Genomic DNA, 16,336 nt, shown 5'->3' with positions numbered 1-16,336 from the left:
GGCAACCGCCCGGGCACAGGGCATCTCGCGCTGGGACCATGGCCCCAGCCGCACAACAGGATTAACTACCAGGGGATTCACTGCAGAAATAAAGAACGGTCGTTCGATTTTAATCGTAAAAAAACCGGGGAACCAGCCCCGGCTTCTGACGCGCCCCTCTAACGCCTGCAGGCAACACAACCATCAGCGCAGCCGCAGGGCTTGCTGCTGCCAGACAATCCGTCTGGCTTACCAGGCCGCAATCACCGCGCCGCCGTATTTGTTCTCAATGTATTGCTTCACTTCCGGCGAGTGGTAAGCGGCAATCAGCTTGGCCACCCATGGTTTGTTCCGGTCAACCGCGCGGATCACCAGAATATTCACGTAAGGGCCTTTTGGATCTTCCAGCGCAATCGCGTCCTGTTTTGGCTTCAACCCGGCTTCCATCGCAAAGTTGGTATTCACTGCGGCCGCGTCGACATCGCCCAGCGAGCGAGGAATTTGCGCCGCGTCCAGCTCGATGATTTTCAGCTTTTTGGGGTTGCTGACGATATCCAGCGGCGTGGCCTTCAGACCAGCTTCGGGACGCAACTTCAGCAGCCCTTGCTTTTGCAGCAGCAGCAACGCCCGGCCGCCGTTAGTCGGATCGTTCGGCACGGCGATCTTCGCCCCGGCAGGCAACTCGGCCAGCGACTTCACCTTCTTCGAATAAATGCCCATCGGATACGTCACGGTGTCCGCGATCTTCAGCAGCTTGTAGCCGCGATCCTTGATCTGCGCTTGCAGATAGGGCTCGTGCTGATAGCTGTTGGCATCAAGATCCCCGCCCGCCAGCGCGGCATTCGGCTGAACGTAGTCGGAGAATTCGATGATCTTGAGCGTCAGGCCCTGGCGTGCGGCGACGCCTTTGACGACTTCCATCAATTGCGCGTGCGGCCCGCCGGTCACACCGACCTTAATCACTTCGTCCGCCTGCGCGGCACCAGTGAATAGTGCAGCGGCCCCCACGAGAGCCACCAGTTTGAGAATCAGACGACGTTGCATAACCAGCCTATAGAAATAGAAGGTTCAAAACTATTTATGACTCAGACGGCGCACCAGCCAGTCGCCAAACGACTGCACCACCTGCACGAACACAATCAGGATCACCACCACCGCCAGCATCACTTCCGGCAAAAAGCGCTGATAACCATAACGGATGCCAAGATCACCCAGCCCGCCGCCGCCAATCGCACCCGCCATCGCCGAATAGCCCACCAGTGACACAAACGTAATGGTCAGCCCGGCCACCACACCAGGCCAGGATTCAGGCAGCAGCACCTTGAAAACGATCTGCTGTGTGGTTGCGCCCATCGCCTGAGCCGCTTCGATCAAGCCACGGTCAACCTCGCGCAGCGCAGTTTCGACCAGCCGCGCGACAAATGGCGCAGCGGCAATGGTCAGCGGCACCACGGCAGCCATCGTGCCAATAGATGAGCCAACCAGTAACCGGGTCAACGGAATCACCGCAACCAGCAAGATGATGAATGGGGTCGAGCGCACCGCATTGACCACGATGCCAAGCACCCGGTTCAGTGCGAGGTTTTGCAGCACGCTGTGACGATCGGTCAGATACAGCAGCACGCCCAGTGGCAAACCAACCAGGGTACCAATCACGCCAGACACGCCGACCATCACCAGCGTTTCCCAAAACGACTGCACAAACATATCGAACATTTCAGTCAACATAGGCCAGCTCCTCAACCACCACACCCTGTTCACGCAGATACGCCAGCGCTTGCGCCATCTTCACCGGCTCACCGTCCGCGAGCACCGCGAGCGAGCCAAACGCCTGCCCCTGGATCTCGTCGATCTGGCCATGCAGGATGTTGAAGTCCAGCTCGTAGCGGCGAATCGTTTCGGAAAGAATGGGTTGGTCTACGCCCGAGCCGGTGAAGGCGAGGCGCAGCAAATGACCCCGGCCGTTTTTCAGGCGCTCGGCCACGCGGGCTTTCATCGCAGGAGGGAGTTCTTGCGCGATCACATCCCCAATCAACGCGCGCGTCACTTCGTGATGCGGCTGTAAAAACACATCAATCACACGCCCCTGCTCCACCACCCGGCCAGCGTCCAGTACCGCCAGACGATCACAGACCTGTTTAATCACGTCCATCTGATGCGTAATCAGCACGACGGTCAGGCCAAGTTCACGATTGATGCGCCGGAGCAGATCAAGAATGGCGCGCGTGGTTTCAGGATCAAGCGCGGAGGTGGCTTCGTCGGAAAGCAGGACTTTGGGTTTGCTGGCCAGCGCCCGCGCAATACCGACGCGCTGCTTCTGGCCACCGCTGATTTGCGCCGGATAACGGTCCTTCTGCGCCGACAGTCCAACCAGATCCAGCAAGGGCAGCACGGCGGCCTCGATCTCAGCGCGCTTGAGCCCCGCCAGTTCGAGCGGCAGCGCGACATTGCCGTATACCGTGCGCGACGACAGTAAGTTGAAGTGCTGGAAGATCATGCCGATCTCGCGCCGGGCCTCGCGCAACGAAGCGGCATCCAGCAACGTCAGGTCGCGGCCATTGACCACGATGTTGCCTTCGGTTGGCCGGGTCAACAGGTTGATGGTGCGCACGAGCGTGCTCTTGCCTGCGCCACTGCGCCCGATGATGCCGAACACTTCACCTGGCGGAATCGACAGATTGACGTTGTGCAGCGCTTCGACCCAGCCCTTAGGCCCAGCGAAACGCTGAGAAATATTTTTGAGTTCGATCATGAAAAGACGAAACGGCGGACCTGCCGTTACGCATGATCTGCGTGCCGACAAACAGCCGCCGTGACTTTTTAAACTTGGATTGGGGAGCGATTCTACCGCAGCGTTGTCATTCTCTTTAATAATCAATTTCGCTCCAGTCATAACCGGAATGCATAACTGCCGCGGCAACGCACCGACTGGATGCCACACAGATGCCCCACATCGCGCGGCTACCACTATGATCTGGCGATCTCCATTTCCGGCACAACCAGCATGAAGCGCGAAGCCACCCAGCCTGACTCCCTGCTTGCCACCCCCAATACGGCCAGCACCCCATCCACTGCTGCCAGCGTGACGGCCAACAGCGGCGGCACGACCTATGTCACCACCCGTGACGGAGTGAAGCTCCCGCTTTACCGCTGGCCCGCGCACGGCACCACGCGTGCCACGGTCGCGCTGCTGCACGGTCTGGCTGAGCACGCCCAGCGCTATCAGGCGCTAGCGCAGGAACTCAACGCGGCCGGGATCGAACTGCTGGCGCTCGATCTGCGCGGACACGGCCATGCGCCTGGCGCACGCACATGGGTTAGCCACTTCGATGAATATTTGCTGGATGCCGAGGCCCTGCTCCGCGTCGCCGCGCGCAGCGGCCACCCGCTATTCCTGATGGGGCACAGCATGGGCGGCTCGATCGCCGCGCTATATGCCATCGAGCGCGCCAACAGCCACGGCACGCCGCTGGCTGGATTAATCCTGTCGAGCCCCGCGCTCGCGCCCGGCCGGGATGTGCCGCGCTGGATGCTCGCCTTGAGTCAAGTTATCAGCCGGATCTGGCCGCGCTTTCCAGCGCTGAAAATCAAACCCGAGCTGCTGGCGCGCGACCCCGCTGTGGTCGAAGCCAACCGCCGGGACCCACTGGTGCACCATCGCGCGATTCCCGCGCGCACCGGCGCGGAACTCCTGCTGGCGATGACACGCATCAAACAGGGACGCGGCAGCCTACGCACGCCGGTGCTGGTGTATCACGGCACCAGCGACAAACTCACCGAACCCGATGGCAGCCAGGAGTTTGGCGCTCACGTGGGATCGCCCGACGCCACCTTGACGCTCTATGACGCGGCTTATCACGAGACGATGAATGATCTGGAACGCGAACGGGTGATTCAAGCGTTGCTCGAGTGGATCATCAAGCGCGCCCGATAAGCGGCCTGGCTGGCGCTACCGCAGGCCCAGCCATCGCCAGGCACACGCCGTCACAAACCCGCGAGCGTGCGGACATGCGCCACCACGCTACGGCCCAGCGCTGACAGGTTATAGCCGCCTTCGAGACAACTCACGATCCGGCCGCTGGCATAGCGCTTGGCAATCTGCTGCACCTGCTCGGTGAGCCAGATGAAATCGTTTTCGACGAGGCTCATGTTGCCAAGATCATCCTCACGGTGCGCATCAAAACCCGCCGAAATAAAAATCATCTCTGGCTTGAACGCCCGCAAACGCGGCAACCACATCTGATCAGCCGCCTCACGCACCACCATGCCTTTGGCCCGAGCTTCAAGCGGGATATTGACCATATTGGGCGCTTGATGGTCCACCCCAGTGAACGGAAAAAACGGGTGCTGGAAGAAGCTGCACATCAACACGCGTGGATCGCCCGCAAAAGCCGCCTCGGTACCGTTGCCATGGTGCACATCGAAATCGACAATCGCCACGCGCTGCAAACCATGCACATCAAGCGCGTGACGCGCAGCCAGCGCCACGTTATTAAAAAAGCAAAATCCCATCGCCCGGGCCGGTTCGGCGTGATGCCCAGGCGGGCGCACACTGCAAAACGCGTTGTCGTAATGCCCCGCCAGCACCGCATCGGTCGCGGCAAGCGCAGCGCCTGCAGCTCGCAGCGCCGCTCGCCAGGTATGCGGATTCATCCGCGTATCGGCATCAATCGAGGCATAGCCGCTCACCGGCGCGTGAGTCAGGAGGTAATCAAGGTGTGCCTGGGTATGCACACGCAGCAACGCCGCTTCATCAGCCAGCGGCGGCGAAACATGCTCCAGCAGCGTATCAATCCGGCTGGCGATCAACTGGTCTTCGATTGCCAGCAAACGAGCCGGAGCTTCAGGATGATCCTCACCCATCTCATGCAGCAAACAGTCAGTGTGAGAATAAAAAGCAGTTGCCATGAGCCATTCTTTGCGCCCCCAGACGGAGCCGCCAGCACGATGAAAGGAGAGTTCTGCGCACCCGCTGCACATCTAGGCGCACCCCGCGCACACCTAGATACCAGGCACGAAAGCGGCCAACTTACCATACCGTCCCGCGTACCCGCGCCAGGCCTGCGCCACGGGTTATCGGGACAGAAAGCGTCGGGTATACTCCCCCGCATTCTTTGTCTGGCTCCCTGCCCACCTGATATGACCGTCCAGCTTGCCCCGTCCGCACGAAACCGTCTTCGCACGCAAGCCTGTGCCATCGCGCTCAGTCTCGCCAGCGCCATGTTTGTGGCGGCCACGCCTGCGGTAGCGCAAAGCCAGCCGCAAACAGCGGCGGCCCAGGGGCAAACATTTGAAGAAGAAATTGTTCCGCAGCGCTACACCAATAACAGCCAGGTAGACGCCTTCATCAATGACATGGCAGCCCGCTACGATTTCGATCCAGCGGCATTGCACGCGCTATTTTCGCGGGTCAGTTATTCGGCGACTGCAGTCAAGCTCGTCACACCATCACCCTCCCCTTCGATCAAAAACTGGCGCACGTATCAGGCGCGCTTTCTGGATCAGGTGCGGATCAATGCCGGGGTGAAATTCTGGCGCAACAACCAGGCCACGCTGCAACGCGCCTATCAGGAGTTCGGTGTACCGCCCGAGGTGATCGTCGGCATCATTGGCGTCGAAACCATTTACGGACGCTACATGGGTAACTTCCGCGTGCTCGACGCGCTGACCACGCTCAGTTTCGATTACCCCAACACCCCGAACCGGGCAGATCGCCAGGCGTTGTTTCGCAAGAATCTCGAAGACTACCTGGTGTGGACCCGCGACGCGCAGATCGACCCCAGCACGGTGCTTGGTTCGTACACCGGTGCAATTGGCATTCCGCAATTTCTGCCTAGCAGCATCGTCCAGTACGCGGTCAATTACGATGGCAACCCGCACATCGACCTGCGCAGCAGCCAGGCCGATGCCATCGGCAGCGTCGCTAATTATCTAAAACAAAACGGCTGGGAAACGGGCCGGCCTGTCGTCTGGAATATCAGCCCGGATGCCGGCAGCCAAGGCATCGCACAAGCTGCCGCAGATGGCAAACCCGAGCCGCGCTGGTCGCTACAGCAGTTGCTGAATGCGGGCATGGCGGTGACCGAACCAGGGCTGGATGTTGCTGCCGAAGCGGGCACCCCGTTGACGGTAGTTGATCTACCCTCGCCCGCGCGCCCAACCGAATATGTGCTGGGTCTGAGAAATTTCTATGTGCTTACGCGTTATAACCGCAGCTTTTTCTATGCGTTAGCGGTGTACCAGCTTGGCGAGAAGATTCGCCAGCAAATGCAGGCAACCAGCGTGCCCGGGATGGATGGGAGCGCGCCTGATGCGCTGCTGCAGTAACCATGTATTTAAGGGCCGCGTTATGGCGTGGCTGTATCAGTTAAGTCAAGTGCGAAAAAATGCTGGTTAAAACCAGCATTTTTTTATGAGGAACGCGAATTCAGACAACCGGCCCCGCATAGTGGGTGACGCCAAACCCGCACTGAGGCCAGCTTCAAGCGGGAAATACCCCCGTGGACAAATACCGGTCACCACGATCGCAGACCACAAACACAATCGTCGCATTTTCAACCTGGCGGGCAATCCGTAAAGCAACCTCACACGCACCCGCTGCCGAAATACCGCAGAAGATCCCTTCGATCGCAGCCAGCTTGCGCGCCATGGCCTCCGAAGCCGCCTGGCTCACATTTTCCACACGGTCCACACGGCTGCGATCAAAAATTTTGGGTAAATAAGCTTCAGGCCATTTCCTGATGCCTGGAATGCGTGAGCCTTCTTCCGGCTGCGCGCCAACAATCTCAATGGCCTGACGCTGCTCCTTCAGATACTGGGAAACACCCATGATGGTGCCGGTCGTGCCCATTGCCGAAACGAAATGCGTGATGCGCCCTTCAGTTTCACGCCAAATTTCCGGGCCAGTGGTTTCATAGTGCGCCAGCGGATTATCTGGATTGGCGAACTGGTCAAGAATGGTGCCCTTGCCTTCGCGCTGCATTTGTTCCGCGAGATCACGGGCGTACTCCATGCCACCCGTGACTGGCGTCAACAAGATTTGTGCGCCATAAGCGGCCATGCTCTGGCGTCGCTCAACCGATAAATCTTCCGGCATCAGCAGCAGCATCTTGTAGCCCCGAATGGCCGCGGCCATTGCCAGTGCGATACCGGTATTACCGCTGGTTGCTTCGATCAATGTGTCGCCTGGTTTGATACGGCCACGCTCTTCTGCCTTGCGGATCATCGACAGCGCCGGGCGGTCTTTCACCGAACCGGCCGGATTATTGCCTTCAAGCTTGCCGAGAATCACATTGTTGCGGCTGCGGATTTCGTCGTCAGGTAGACGCACGAGCTGTACGAGGGGCGTATTGCCGATTGTGTCTTCAATTGTTTTGTAAGCCATCGTAGTTTTCTCGCCAGCCAGCAGGAATGGAAGGGGCGATTCTAAACCACGGGGCGCTGGCACGCCGGTTAGCTCATTTAAGCTTAGGGATGCCAACGCACCAACTATGCCGTCACGCAAAAAACCCGCGGCAAGCACCGCGGGAGCCAGTCATCTGAACGACGGCTGAAGGAGCTGCTAGCTGAGCTTAACCAAAGCGAAAGCAGATAACCGGGATTAACACGAGAACCACGCAGCGGCCAGTCGCGCTGCGCTCAAGCCATTGCGTTATTTTTTAACCACCACGGCGGGGCTGTTTTTATCCGCAGCATTCTTCGTTGCTGCCGCCTGTGTGCCTGCGGCAGCGCCCGCCGGGCCCACCGCCAGCCCTTCTGCCTGAAGCCGCTCGACGGTATGGCCACCCAGACCACTTACACGTTTGCCCAGATCGGCCGCGTCTTTGTAAGGACCATGTGCGGCACGTTCATCAAGAATAGCTTTGGCTTTAGCCGGACCAATGCCGCGGATACCGCGTAATGCGGCGTCATCGGCCGTGTTGACATTGACGGTTGCATACGCCTGACCGAAAGCAGCCAGCATAGCCGCCGTTACCAGAATTTTTCGCATCATATGGGATCTCCTTCGTACTGCCGGCTAACGACCATCGTCAACCGGGAGACCCCAGTGTAGGCAAACTCAAATTCGTTTTATAGCTGGCCAGATAGCCAGCGCACGTACTGGCCAACACCTTCCTGCACGCTCAGAAACGGAGCCTCATAGCCCGCCGCGCGCAGGCGGCCCAAGTCTGCCTGAGTGAAACACTGATACTTGCCACGCAGCGCATCAGGAAAAGGAACGTACTCGATCAGCCCTTGCTGCACCTGCTGTTCAAGCGACAGGGCGGGCTCGTTATTGAGTGCACGCAGCGTATTCACGACGCTCAGCGCAATATCGTTGAACGGCTGCGCCCGGCCACTGCCGAGATTGAAGATGCCTGATTTGCCGGGATTGTCGAAGAAGAACAAGTTGACCTTCGTCACGTCCTCGACCGAGACGAAATCGCGCGTCTGCTGGCCTGCAGCATAGCCGTTGTACTCGCCAAACAGTTTGACCTTGCCTTCGGCACGGAACTGGTTGAAGTTGTGAAACGCAACCGAAGCCATCCTGCCTTTATGCGTTTCACGCGGACCGTACACGTTGAAATAGCGAAAACCAGCAATCTGGCTAGCGGCACCTGGAATCAGGCGTCGCACCACCTGGTCGAATAAAAATTTCGAATAGCCATAGACATTCAGCGGCCGCTCCACTTCACGATCTTCGACAAACCGCTCCGAGCCGCCATAAATCGCCGCCGACGACGCATACAGAAACTGGCTGCCCTGCGCGAGGCAGGTATCCAGCACAGCACGGCTATAGCGAAAGTTGTTGTCCATCATGTAGCGGCCATCGGTTTCCATCGTGTCCGAGCACGCGCCTTCATGAAACACCGCTTGTACTTTGCCGAAATCGCCCCGGGTAAAGCGCTCGATAAATTCGCTCTTGTCGAGATAGTCCTCAATCTCGCAGTCAACGAGATTGTGAAACTTGTCTGCGCGGGTGAGGTTATCAACAGCAATGATGCGCGAATGGCCGCGTTGATTGAGCGCCTTGACAAGATTGCTGCCGATGAAACCAGCGGCGCCGGTCACGATAATAGTCATGGTCGTTTTACGGTAATGAAGTTCAGACTGGGCCAGCGCTGCAACACTCAGGCGGCCTCAATCAAGGAAACAGTTCGTCATATTCAGCAACTGCCGTGCCGAGCTTGCCCACCACCACGCCTGCCGCGCGATTGGCCAGCGTGACCGCCTCCACCAGCGATAGCCCCGCGCCCAGCATGACCGCCAGCGTGGCGATCACGGTGTCACCCGCACCCGATACGTCGAATACCTCGCGCGCCAGCGCTGAGATCGTCAGCACGCCATCGTCAGAGAACAGCGTCATGCCCTCTTCCGAGCGCGTCAGCAGCAGCGCCTCGAAGGCTAGATCGCGGCGCAGGGTGGTCACCCGTGCCAGCAGATCGTCCTCGGATTTCCACTGGCCAATGACTTCGCGCAATTCAGCGCGGTTCGGCGTAATGAGCGTCGCACCGCGATAACGCTCCCAGTCGTCGCCCTTTGGATCAACCAGAACCGGTTTATGTGCGGCCCGTGCCTGCGCAATCATCTGCGTCACATGAGTCAGGCCGCCTTTGGCGTAATCGGACATCAGGATCACGTCATATGTCGGCAACAGCGCATCAAACCGCGCCAGACCCGCGAGCAGCACTTCATGCGCGGGCGTGTTCTCAAAGTCGACCCGCAACAACTGCTGCTGGCGCGCCAGCACCCGCAGCTTGATCGTGGTCAGCAAATCAGGGTCGCGCTCAAGATGCTCGACCACCCCACTGTCCTTAAGCAAATGCACGATGCGCTCACCCGGCTCGTCTCGCCCCACCACGCAGAGCAATCCTGCGCAGGCACCCAACGCCGCCGCGTTCCGCGCGACGTTAGCCGCGCCACCCAGGCGATCTTCCTGACGCTGCACGTGGACCACGGGCACCGGTGCCTCAGGAGAAATGCGGTTCACATCGCCAAACCAGTAGCGGTCCAGCATCACGTCACCAATAATCAGCACCCGGGCAGCCGCCACCCGCGCCCGAGGCACAGACACCCGGTCCGGCACTGGCACAGCACTGTCCTGGGGGGATTTAGATATCGGCGAGTTGGGCATAGGGACGTCCAATCGAGTGGTAGTCGATACCGAGTTCGGTCATCGCTTCAGGTTCGTAGAGATTGCGGCCATCGAAAATCAGCGGTGACTTGAGCATCGATTTCAAATGCATAAAATCCGGACTCTTGAACTCTTTCCACTCGGTGATGATGACGATGGCATCAGCCCCAATCAAGGTTTCGTCCTGTGTACAGGCGAAATGCAACCGGGCCTGCTGCTCTGGCGCATCGGCCAGATCCATCGCCAGCACCCGGCGCGCTTCATTGAGTGCGACCGGATCGTAGGCACGCACACTCGCGCCGCGCGCGAGCAACTGCGCGATGACTCTGCGGCTGGGCGCTTCACGCATATCATCAGTATTCGGCTTGAACGCCAGGCCCCAAACCGCAAAGGTTCGTCCCGTCAAATCCGGGCCCAGCGCAGCCACAATCTTGTTCACGAGAATTTCTTTTTGCTCGTGATTCACGGCCTCGACCGCTTCGAGAATGCGCAGGTTATGACCCATCTCACTCGCAGTCCGGATCAGCGCCTGCACATCCTTCGGAAAACACGATCCGCCATAGCCACATCCGGCATATAAAAAGTGATACCCGATACGCGGATCAGAACCAATGCCACGTCGTACCGCTTCAATATCCGCGCCCACCCGGTCAGCCAGATTCGCCATTTCATTCATGAACGAAATGCGGGTCGCCAGCATCGCGTTAGCAGCATATTTGGTGAACTCTGCTGAACGAACGTCCATGGTCAGCATGCGTTCGTGATTGCGGTTAAACGGCGCGTACAGGCGCTTCATCCAGTCACGGGCACGCAGGCCTGCCTCATCGCTATCGCTGCCCAGCACGATCCGGTCCGGGCGCATGAAATCGTCAACCGCCGCGCCTTCTTTCAGAAACTCAGGATTGGATACCACCGAGAACCGATGCGCCGGGCTATCGGCCAGACCGCGTCGCGCCAGCTCTTCCTCAATCACCGCTCGCACGCGCTCGGCGGTGCCAACCGGGACCGTCGATTTATCCACGATCACCTTGAAGCTATTCATGTAACGGCCGATGTTGCGGGCCGCTTCCAGCACGTACTGCAGATCGGCGGAGCCGTCTTCATCCGGGGGCGTACCGACGGCAATAAACTGCACATCGCCATGGGCGACGCTCGTTGCGATATCGGTCGAAAACGCGATGCGCCCGGCTGCCCGGGTGCGCGCAATAATTTCCTGCAAACCCGGCTCATGAATAGGCACGCCGCCGTTATTCAGGATATCGATCTTGCGTGGATCAACGTCGACGCAAAATACATCGTTGCCAATTTCAGCCAGGCACGCGCCCGTCACGAGGCCGACATAGCCCGTACCAATAATGGAGATTTTCATACGCGTTCCGGTATCAGGTTCCCGTGATAACTCCCAGGCTTGCGGGCAATGCGATCTTCACGCTACCCGCCATTAGCACTGGGCCTCACTTTCAGCGTCAGCTTGACGCAGCCATGGGTTCAACCCGGCGTGGGGCATAGGTTTCCCAGCCACTGCAACCCGGGCACTGCCAATAGAACAAGCGGGCACGAAAGCCGCAGTTCTGGCAGGTGTAGCGCGGCAGATTTTTAGTACGTTGCCGCAACAGCGTGTGCATCAGGGCCAGCTCACTGCGTCGCGGCTCTTCAGCTAACGCTTGCTGAGCCTCAAGCAGCCGGGTCATCCCTGCAAGGCTCGGAGATTTTTCCATCTGCGTGCGCGCCAACGCATGAGCCGCATCTGCACCACGCAATGCCGACACGTACTGATACGCCACATCGAGCAAATCGGCGGACGGATAGCGATCAACCCAGGCGGTCAGCAATTCGGCACCTTCGGCCTGACGGCCCAGCGCCTCATACGCTTGCATCAGCTTGACTGCGACCAGCGGCAAATACGCGGCATTTTGCTGCTCGACCTGAAGCCAATACGCAATGGCCGCGTCGAGCTTGCCGCCCAACGCTTCAACATCGCCCAGCAGGATCGTCGCCCGCACACTCTGTGAATTAGCCTTGAGCGCCAGATCAAGCTGCCGCTGCGCCTCGTCAGGCTGTTTGTGCTGCAAGGCTTCCTGAGCCAGTTCGCAATGGAACTGCGCGATTTCCTTGCCCAGTGGGGCCGCCCCCATCGTTTCGAGGCAACGGGCCGTATCAATGGAGCGGCTCCAGTCTTTCTCGATCTCGTAGATGGTGAGTAGCGCACGCTGCGCATCCAGCGCACGGGAGCCGGCCTCAAGCGCCCGAAAAGTTTCTTCCGCACGATCAAGCAAACCGGCTTTAAGAAAATCCTGACCAAGCTCGAACAACGCATGATCGCGCTCAGCAACTGACAGGCTCGCCCGGCTTAACAAGTTCTGATGCACCCGGATCGCCCGGTCAGTTTCACCGCGTCGGCGAAACAGATTGCCTAGCGCGAAGTGCAGTTCGACCGTTTCGGGATCAAGTTTGACGACTTCGATAAATGCGTCGATCGCCTGATCTGGTTGCTCATTGAGCAGAAAGTTAAGACCACGAAAATACGAGCGTGGCAGATTGGTGCCTTCGGACAATAGCGTCTTAAGGTCATAGCGTGCGGCCATCCAGCCAAGCGCGAACGCGAGCGGGATGACAAGCAGCCACCAGAAATCTAGATCCATGTGCAATAGCCAGGGGAATGCAACAACAAAAATCGCCTGCACGAAGCAGGCGGCAAGTGAAATTAAATGAGTGGGGGCATGAGAGGCGGTTCAACCGCAGCGGGAGCCTCCCGCGCGATACGCAACTCGCGTTTCAGGCGGCTATTTTCAAGCCGCAAACGAAACAGGGCAGGCAGAGCCGACACCAGACCCGATACCAGGCCGACAACGAAAAACACGAGACCGATGAGAATCAACGGTGCTTGCCAGACATAACCCGCGAGAAAATTTAGCGTCGCGGTTTGCGTATTGGAGAGCGCAAGCACTAGCAACAGCACAAACACCAGAACGCGGATCAACCAGACGATAAATTTCATGGGCAGGTCTCTTGATAGCAGTACGGCGAGTGATGTGGCCCGCCATGGGCGGGGGAACTGAAGTGACGCGTATTGTAAAGCAAGGGCCAGGGGCCTGAACAGCAGGTGAATCATGAAAGCCTGAATGCTTGCCAGGGCCGCTGTCCGAACCGTCCGTCTAATTAGTCGCCTAATTAAGGTCACAGGTTGATTAACGGTGACATTTACCGCCGCAGAAATGCCGATGTCGGCGTTAATGACAGCACCATAAAAAAAGCGCCCGAAGGCGCTTTTTTGGTCTTTTGCTGTCTGGCTTTGGCCACTAACGTGATCCACACGACACTGAAAACAACACAGCGAAGACGGATCAATCATCATCTGGCCCTTCTGCTTTGAGCGGCTCGCCTGCCCGTCCATCCACTCTTTCGCGCAACTCTTTGCCGGGCTTGAAATGCGGTACGTACTTCTCAGGCACCAGCACTTTTTCACCCGATTTAGGATTGCGTCCAATCCGGGATGGACGACGATTCAGGCCAAAGCTGCCAAAACCGCGAATTTCAATGCGATGCCCGCAGGCAAGTGCCTCTGACATCGCATCAAGCATCGTTTTCACTGCGAAATCCGCATCTTTTAAAACAAGCTGCGAAAACCGCAGGGCCAGTTGAGCGACCAATTCCGATTTGGTCATACTGCAGCAGACCCTCTTAAGGCTTACTGGTTCTGGCCGTCGAGCTTGGCTTTCAGCAACGCACCGAGGTTTGTCGTGCCGGTAGCAGCAGCACTGCTGTCGGACGCCATGCCACGAATCGCTTCTTGTTGCTCAGCCGAATCTTTGGCCTTGATCGACAGGTTGATGCCACGTGACTTGCGGTCGATGTTGATAATCATCGCATTGACCTTGTCGCCGTCTTTCAGCACGTTACGCGCATCTTCCACACGATCTTGAGCAATTTCAGAAGCGCGGAGGTAGCCTTCGACGTCATCTGACAGCGTTACCACAGCACCCTTCGCATCAACCGACTTGACTACGCCATCAACTGTCGAGCCCTTGTCGTTCATTGCAACGAAATTGCTGAACGGGTCGCCTTCCAGTTGCTTGATACCCAGCGAAATGCGTTCTTTCTCGACATCAATGCCAAGAACGATGGCTTCCACTTCGTCGCCCTTCTTGTACTTGCGCACAGCTTCTTCGCCGGTTTCGTTCCATGACAGATCTGACAGGTGAACCAGACCGTCGATACCGCCAGGCAAACCGATGAACACGCCGAAGTCGGTAATCGACTTGATCGCGCCTTGCAGTTTGTCGCCCTTCTTGAAGTTGCGGCTGAAATCGTCCCATGGGTTCGGCTTGCATTGCTTCATGCCGAGGCTGATACGGCGGCGGTCTTCGTCGATCTCGAGGACCATGACTTCGACTTCGTCGCCCAGCTGTACCACTTTCGACGGAGCAACGTTCTTGTTGGTCCAGTCCATTTCTGACACGTGGACAAGGCCTTCGATGCCCGATTCCACTTCGACAAATGAGCCGTAGTCAGTAATGTTGGTAACCTTGCCGAACAGACGTGTGCCTGATGGGTAACGGCGTGAAATGCCTTCCCATGGATCGTCGCCCAGTTGTTTGATACCCAGCGAAACGCGGTTCTTTTCCTGGTCGAACTTGAGAATCTTTGCCGTCACTTCCTGGCCAACTGACAGGACTTCGCTCGGGTGACGCACACGACGCCATGCAATATCAGTGATGTGCAGCAGGCCGTCTATGCCACCGAGGTCCACGAATGCGCCGTAGTCGGTGATGTTCTTCACCACACCTTCGACAATCGCACCTTCTTTCAGTGTTTCGAGCAGCTTTGCGCGCTCTTCACCCTGCGTAGCCTCGATCACTGCACGGCGCGACAACACTACGTTGTTACGCTTGCGATCCAGCTTGATCACGCGGAATTCGAGCGTTTTGCCTTCATAAGGCGTGGTGTCTTTGACAGGACGTGTATCCACCAGTGAACCTGGCAAGAATGCACGAATGCCATTGACCATGACGGTCATGCCACCCTTGACCTTGCCCGTGATCGTGCCGGTAACGAGCTCGTTGTTGTCGAGCGCCTTTTCCAGCGACAGCCACGAAGCCAGACGCTTCGCCTTGTCACGCGACAGGATTGTGTCGCCGTAACCATTTTCCAGCGCGTCGATCGCCACTGAAACGAAGTCGCCCGCCTGCACTTCTACCTCGCCCGCGTCGTTCAAAAATTCTTCGAGCGGGATGTAGGCTTCGGACTTGAGACCAGCATTAACAACCACGAAATTGTGGTCGACACGGACGACTTCGGCGGAGATGACTTCGCCAGCGCGCATGTCTTGCTTGGTCAGCGACTCTTCGAACAGAGCCGCGAAAGATTCGGTATTCAGGTTGGAAGTTTGCAGGTCGGACATAAAGGTCGAGATTTGCACGGTCTCGCGCTGCCTGGCTGGCCGGTTGGCCCGCCGCTTTGGCAACAATGCGAATGCCATGCGGGGTTAAGGAGTGAACACACGTTCCGCAGTCGTTGCGAAACACCTACACAACCACACGCGTGCTATGCGTGCGGAACCAGCGCCTGATACCACTGCACCACCTGATTGACCGCCTGGTCAATCGAAAGCGCCGACGTATCAAGCAGCTTTGCATCTGCTGCAGGCTTAAGTGGCGCGGCAGCGCGCGTACTGTCGCGCTCGTCACGCTCACGCAAATCCCGGAGCAAGTCTTCCATATTAGCAGAAAAACCTTTTTGGATCAATTGCTTATATCGGCGCGCCGCGCGAGCCTCCACGCTCGCGGTCAAAAACACTTTGAGTGCGGCGTCCTGAAAGATCACTGTCCCCATATCCCGGCCATCGGCAACCAGGCCCGGCTCTTTGCGAAAAGCACGCTGACGAGCCACAAGCGCCGCCCGTACCGGGCCATGAACCGCTATCGCAGAAGCCCGGTTGCCGATCTCCTCGGCGCGGATTTCGGCTGAAACATCAACGCCATCAAGCTGGGCCAACCCCTCGCGGAACGTGATATGCAGCTCACCGATAAGCTTCTCCAGCGCCACGGCATCGTCTGCCGCGATGCTGTAACGCAAGCTCGCCAACGCCGCCAGCCGGTACAGCGCGCCGCTATCCAGCAGGTGAAAGCCCAGGCTGGCTGCCACCAGCGCGGCGACGGTGCCTTTACCGGAGGCAGTAGGGCCGTCGATAGCAATGACGGGCGTCTGGTGGAATGGACGAATAGGTTTCATTGAAAAAAGCCG

General features: G+C 58.3%; 16 protein-coding genes. 2 read left to right on the top strand and 14 right to left on the bottom strand.

Features of this window, described 5'->3' with window-relative positions; all coding sequences use genetic code 11:
* Positions 1–228 precede the first annotated feature (228 nt).
* From GH656_RS04935 to GH656_RS04925, 3 genes are read right to left on the bottom strand one after another with little or no spacing between them, the layout of a single operon-like run.
* The gene (locus tag GH656_RS04935; RefSeq protein ID WP_153074854.1) at positions 229–1,023 is read right to left on the bottom strand and encodes a MetQ/NlpA family ABC transporter substrate-binding protein; all 795 of its coding nucleotides are present in this window, start codon (positions 1,021–1,023) and stop codon (positions 229–231) included.
* Positions 1,024–1,053: 30 nt separating this feature from the next.
* Positions 1,054–1,707: a methionine ABC transporter permease gene (locus tag GH656_RS04930; RefSeq protein ID WP_153074853.1), complete on the bottom strand. Its 654-nt coding sequence runs from the start codon at positions 1,705–1,707 to the stop codon at positions 1,054–1,056.
* The gene (locus tag GH656_RS04925; RefSeq protein ID WP_153074852.1) at positions 1,697–2,731 is read right to left on the bottom strand and encodes a methionine ABC transporter ATP-binding protein; all 1,035 of its coding nucleotides are present in this window, start codon (positions 2,729–2,731) and stop codon (positions 1,697–1,699) included. Before GH656_RS04925 ends, GH656_RS04930 begins: the two co-directional genes overlap by 11 nt.
* Before the next feature lie 252 nt (positions 2,732–2,983).
* On the opposite strand from GH656_RS04925, the gene GH656_RS04920 reads away from it, so the two are divergent.
* Positions 2,984–3,913, top strand: coding sequence for an alpha/beta hydrolase (locus GH656_RS04920; protein ID WP_153074851.1), 930 nt, complete (start codon positions 2,984–2,986; stop codon positions 3,911–3,913).
* Between the two features lie 50 nt (positions 3,914–3,963).
* On the opposite strand, the gene GH656_RS04915 is transcribed toward GH656_RS04920, so the two are convergent.
* On the bottom strand, positions 3,964–4,887 hold the full coding sequence (locus GH656_RS04915; protein WP_153074850.1) for a histone deacetylase family protein: 924 nt from the start codon (positions 4,885–4,887) through the stop codon (positions 3,964–3,966).
* A gap of 231 nt (positions 4,888–5,118) precedes the next feature.
* Here GH656_RS04915 and mltB point away from each other — a divergent pair, with 231 nt between their 5' ends.
* Positions 5,119–6,306, top strand: a complete 1,188-nt coding sequence (gene mltB / locus GH656_RS04910) for a lytic murein transglycosylase B (RefSeq protein ID WP_153074849.1) — start codon at positions 5,119–5,121, stop codon at positions 6,304–6,306.
* A 154-nt stretch (positions 6,307–6,460) separates the two neighbouring features.
* Here the strand turns inward: mltB and cysM are convergent, their stop codons facing one another.
* From cysM to cmk, 10 genes are all read right to left on the bottom strand, one after another.
* Positions 6,461–7,363: a cysteine synthase CysM gene (gene cysM / locus GH656_RS04905; RefSeq protein WP_153074848.1), complete on the bottom strand. Its 903-nt coding sequence runs from the start codon at positions 7,361–7,363 to the stop codon at positions 6,461–6,463.
* A gap of 267 nt (positions 7,364–7,630) precedes the next feature.
* Positions 7,631–7,972 (bottom strand): ComEA family DNA-binding protein, encoded by a 342-nt coding sequence (locus GH656_RS04900; RefSeq protein WP_153074847.1) that lies wholly within the window; start codon positions 7,970–7,972, stop codon positions 7,631–7,633.
* 77 nt (positions 7,973–8,049) lie between these two features.
* A complete protein-coding gene (rfaD, locus tag GH656_RS04895; protein WP_153074846.1) occupies positions 8,050–9,042 on the bottom strand; it encodes an ADP-glyceromanno-heptose 6-epimerase in 993 nt (330 codons plus the stop codon).
* Positions 9,043–9,103: 61 nt separating this feature from the next.
* The gene (gene rfaE1 / locus GH656_RS04890; RefSeq protein ID WP_153074845.1) at positions 9,104–10,093 is read right to left on the bottom strand and encodes a D-glycero-beta-D-manno-heptose-7-phosphate kinase; all 990 of its coding nucleotides are present in this window, start codon (positions 10,091–10,093) and stop codon (positions 9,104–9,106) included.
* On the bottom strand, positions 10,071–11,462 hold the full coding sequence (locus GH656_RS04885) for a UDP-glucose dehydrogenase family protein (protein ID WP_153074844.1): 1,392 nt from the start codon (positions 11,460–11,462) through the stop codon (positions 10,071–10,073). Before GH656_RS04885 ends, rfaE1 begins: the two co-directional genes overlap by 23 nt.
* A gap of 97 nt (positions 11,463–11,559) precedes the next feature.
* Positions 11,560–12,735 carry a lipopolysaccharide assembly protein LapB gene (gene lapB, locus GH656_RS04880; protein ID WP_153074843.1) on the bottom strand — a complete coding sequence of 392 codons (1,176 nt, stop codon included), beginning with the start codon at positions 12,733–12,735 and terminating at the stop codon, positions 11,560–11,562.
* Between the two features lie 62 nt (positions 12,736–12,797).
* A complete protein-coding gene (locus tag GH656_RS04875) occupies positions 12,798–13,091 on the bottom strand; it encodes a lipopolysaccharide assembly protein LapA domain-containing protein (protein WP_153076559.1) in 294 nt (97 codons plus the stop codon).
* A gap of 346 nt (positions 13,092–13,437) precedes the next feature.
* Positions 13,438–13,758, bottom strand: a complete 321-nt coding sequence (locus GH656_RS04870; RefSeq protein ID WP_153074842.1) for an integration host factor subunit beta — start codon at positions 13,756–13,758, stop codon at positions 13,438–13,440.
* 23 nt (positions 13,759–13,781) lie between these two features.
* On the bottom strand, positions 13,782–15,512 hold the full coding sequence (rpsA, locus tag GH656_RS04865; protein WP_153076558.1) for a 30S ribosomal protein S1: 1,731 nt from the start codon (positions 15,510–15,512) through the stop codon (positions 13,782–13,784).
* A 125-nt stretch (positions 15,513–15,637) separates the two neighbouring features.
* Positions 15,638–16,324, bottom strand: coding sequence for a (d)CMP kinase (gene cmk, locus GH656_RS04860; protein ID WP_153074841.1), 687 nt, complete (start codon positions 16,322–16,324; stop codon positions 15,638–15,640).
* Positions 16,325–16,336: the final 12 nt, after the last annotated feature.

The sequence above is a fragment of the Paraburkholderia bonniea genome (assembly GCF_009455625.1).
Classification (GTDB): domain Bacteria; phylum Pseudomonadota; class Gammaproteobacteria; order Burkholderiales; family Burkholderiaceae; genus Paraburkholderia; species Paraburkholderia bonniea.
The sequence above is the reverse complement of the archived record's forward strand: the minus strand, read 5'-3'. Positions and strand labels throughout refer to the sequence as shown.

Coding starts and splice junctions, on each gene's coding strand:
- cmk (WP_153074841.1), bottom strand. CDS start 16,324: ATGAAACCTATTCGTCCATTCCACCAGACGCCCGTCATTGCTATCGAC.
- GH656_RS04935 (WP_153074854.1), bottom strand. CDS start 1,023: ATGCAACGTCGTCTGATTCTCAAACTGGTGGCTCTCGTGGGGGCCGCT.
- GH656_RS04875 (WP_153076559.1), bottom strand. CDS start 13,091: ATGAAATTTATCGTCTGGTTGATCCGCGTTCTGGTGTTTGTGCTGTTG.
- GH656_RS04920 (WP_153074851.1), top strand. CDS start 2,984: ATGAAGCGCGAAGCCACCCAGCCTGACTCCCTGCTTGCCACCCCCAAT.
- GH656_RS04915 (WP_153074850.1), bottom strand. CDS start 4,887: ATGGCAACTGCTTTTTATTCTCACACTGACTGTTTGCTGCATGAGATG.
- lapB (WP_153074843.1), bottom strand. CDS start 12,735: ATGGATCTAGATTTCTGGTGGCTGCTTGTCATCCCGCTCGCGTTCGCG.
- GH656_RS04885 (WP_153074844.1), bottom strand. CDS start 11,462: ATGAAAATCTCCATTATTGGTACGGGCTATGTCGGCCTCGTGACGGGC.
- GH656_RS04930 (WP_153074853.1), bottom strand. CDS start 1,707: ATGTTGACTGAAATGTTCGATATGTTTGTGCAGTCGTTTTGGGAAACG.
- GH656_RS04870 (WP_153074842.1), bottom strand. CDS start 13,758: ATGACCAAATCGGAATTGGTCGCTCAACTGGCCCTGCGGTTTTCGCAG.
- mltB (WP_153074849.1), top strand. CDS start 5,119: ATGACCGTCCAGCTTGCCCCGTCCGCACGAAACCGTCTTCGCACGCAA.
- GH656_RS04925 (WP_153074852.1), bottom strand. CDS start 2,731: ATGATCGAACTCAAAAATATTTCTCAGCGTTTCGCTGGGCCTAAGGGC.
- GH656_RS04900 (WP_153074847.1), bottom strand. CDS start 7,972: ATGATGCGAAAAATTCTGGTAACGGCGGCTATGCTGGCTGCTTTCGGT.
- rfaE1 (WP_153074845.1), bottom strand. CDS start 10,093: ATGCCCAACTCGCCGATATCTAAATCCCCCCAGGACAGTGCTGTGCCA.
- cysM (WP_153074848.1), bottom strand. CDS start 7,363: ATGGCTTACAAAACAATTGAAGACACAATCGGCAATACGCCCCTCGTA.
- rfaD (WP_153074846.1), bottom strand. CDS start 9,042: ATGACTATTATCGTGACCGGCGCCGCTGGTTTCATCGGCAGCAATCTT.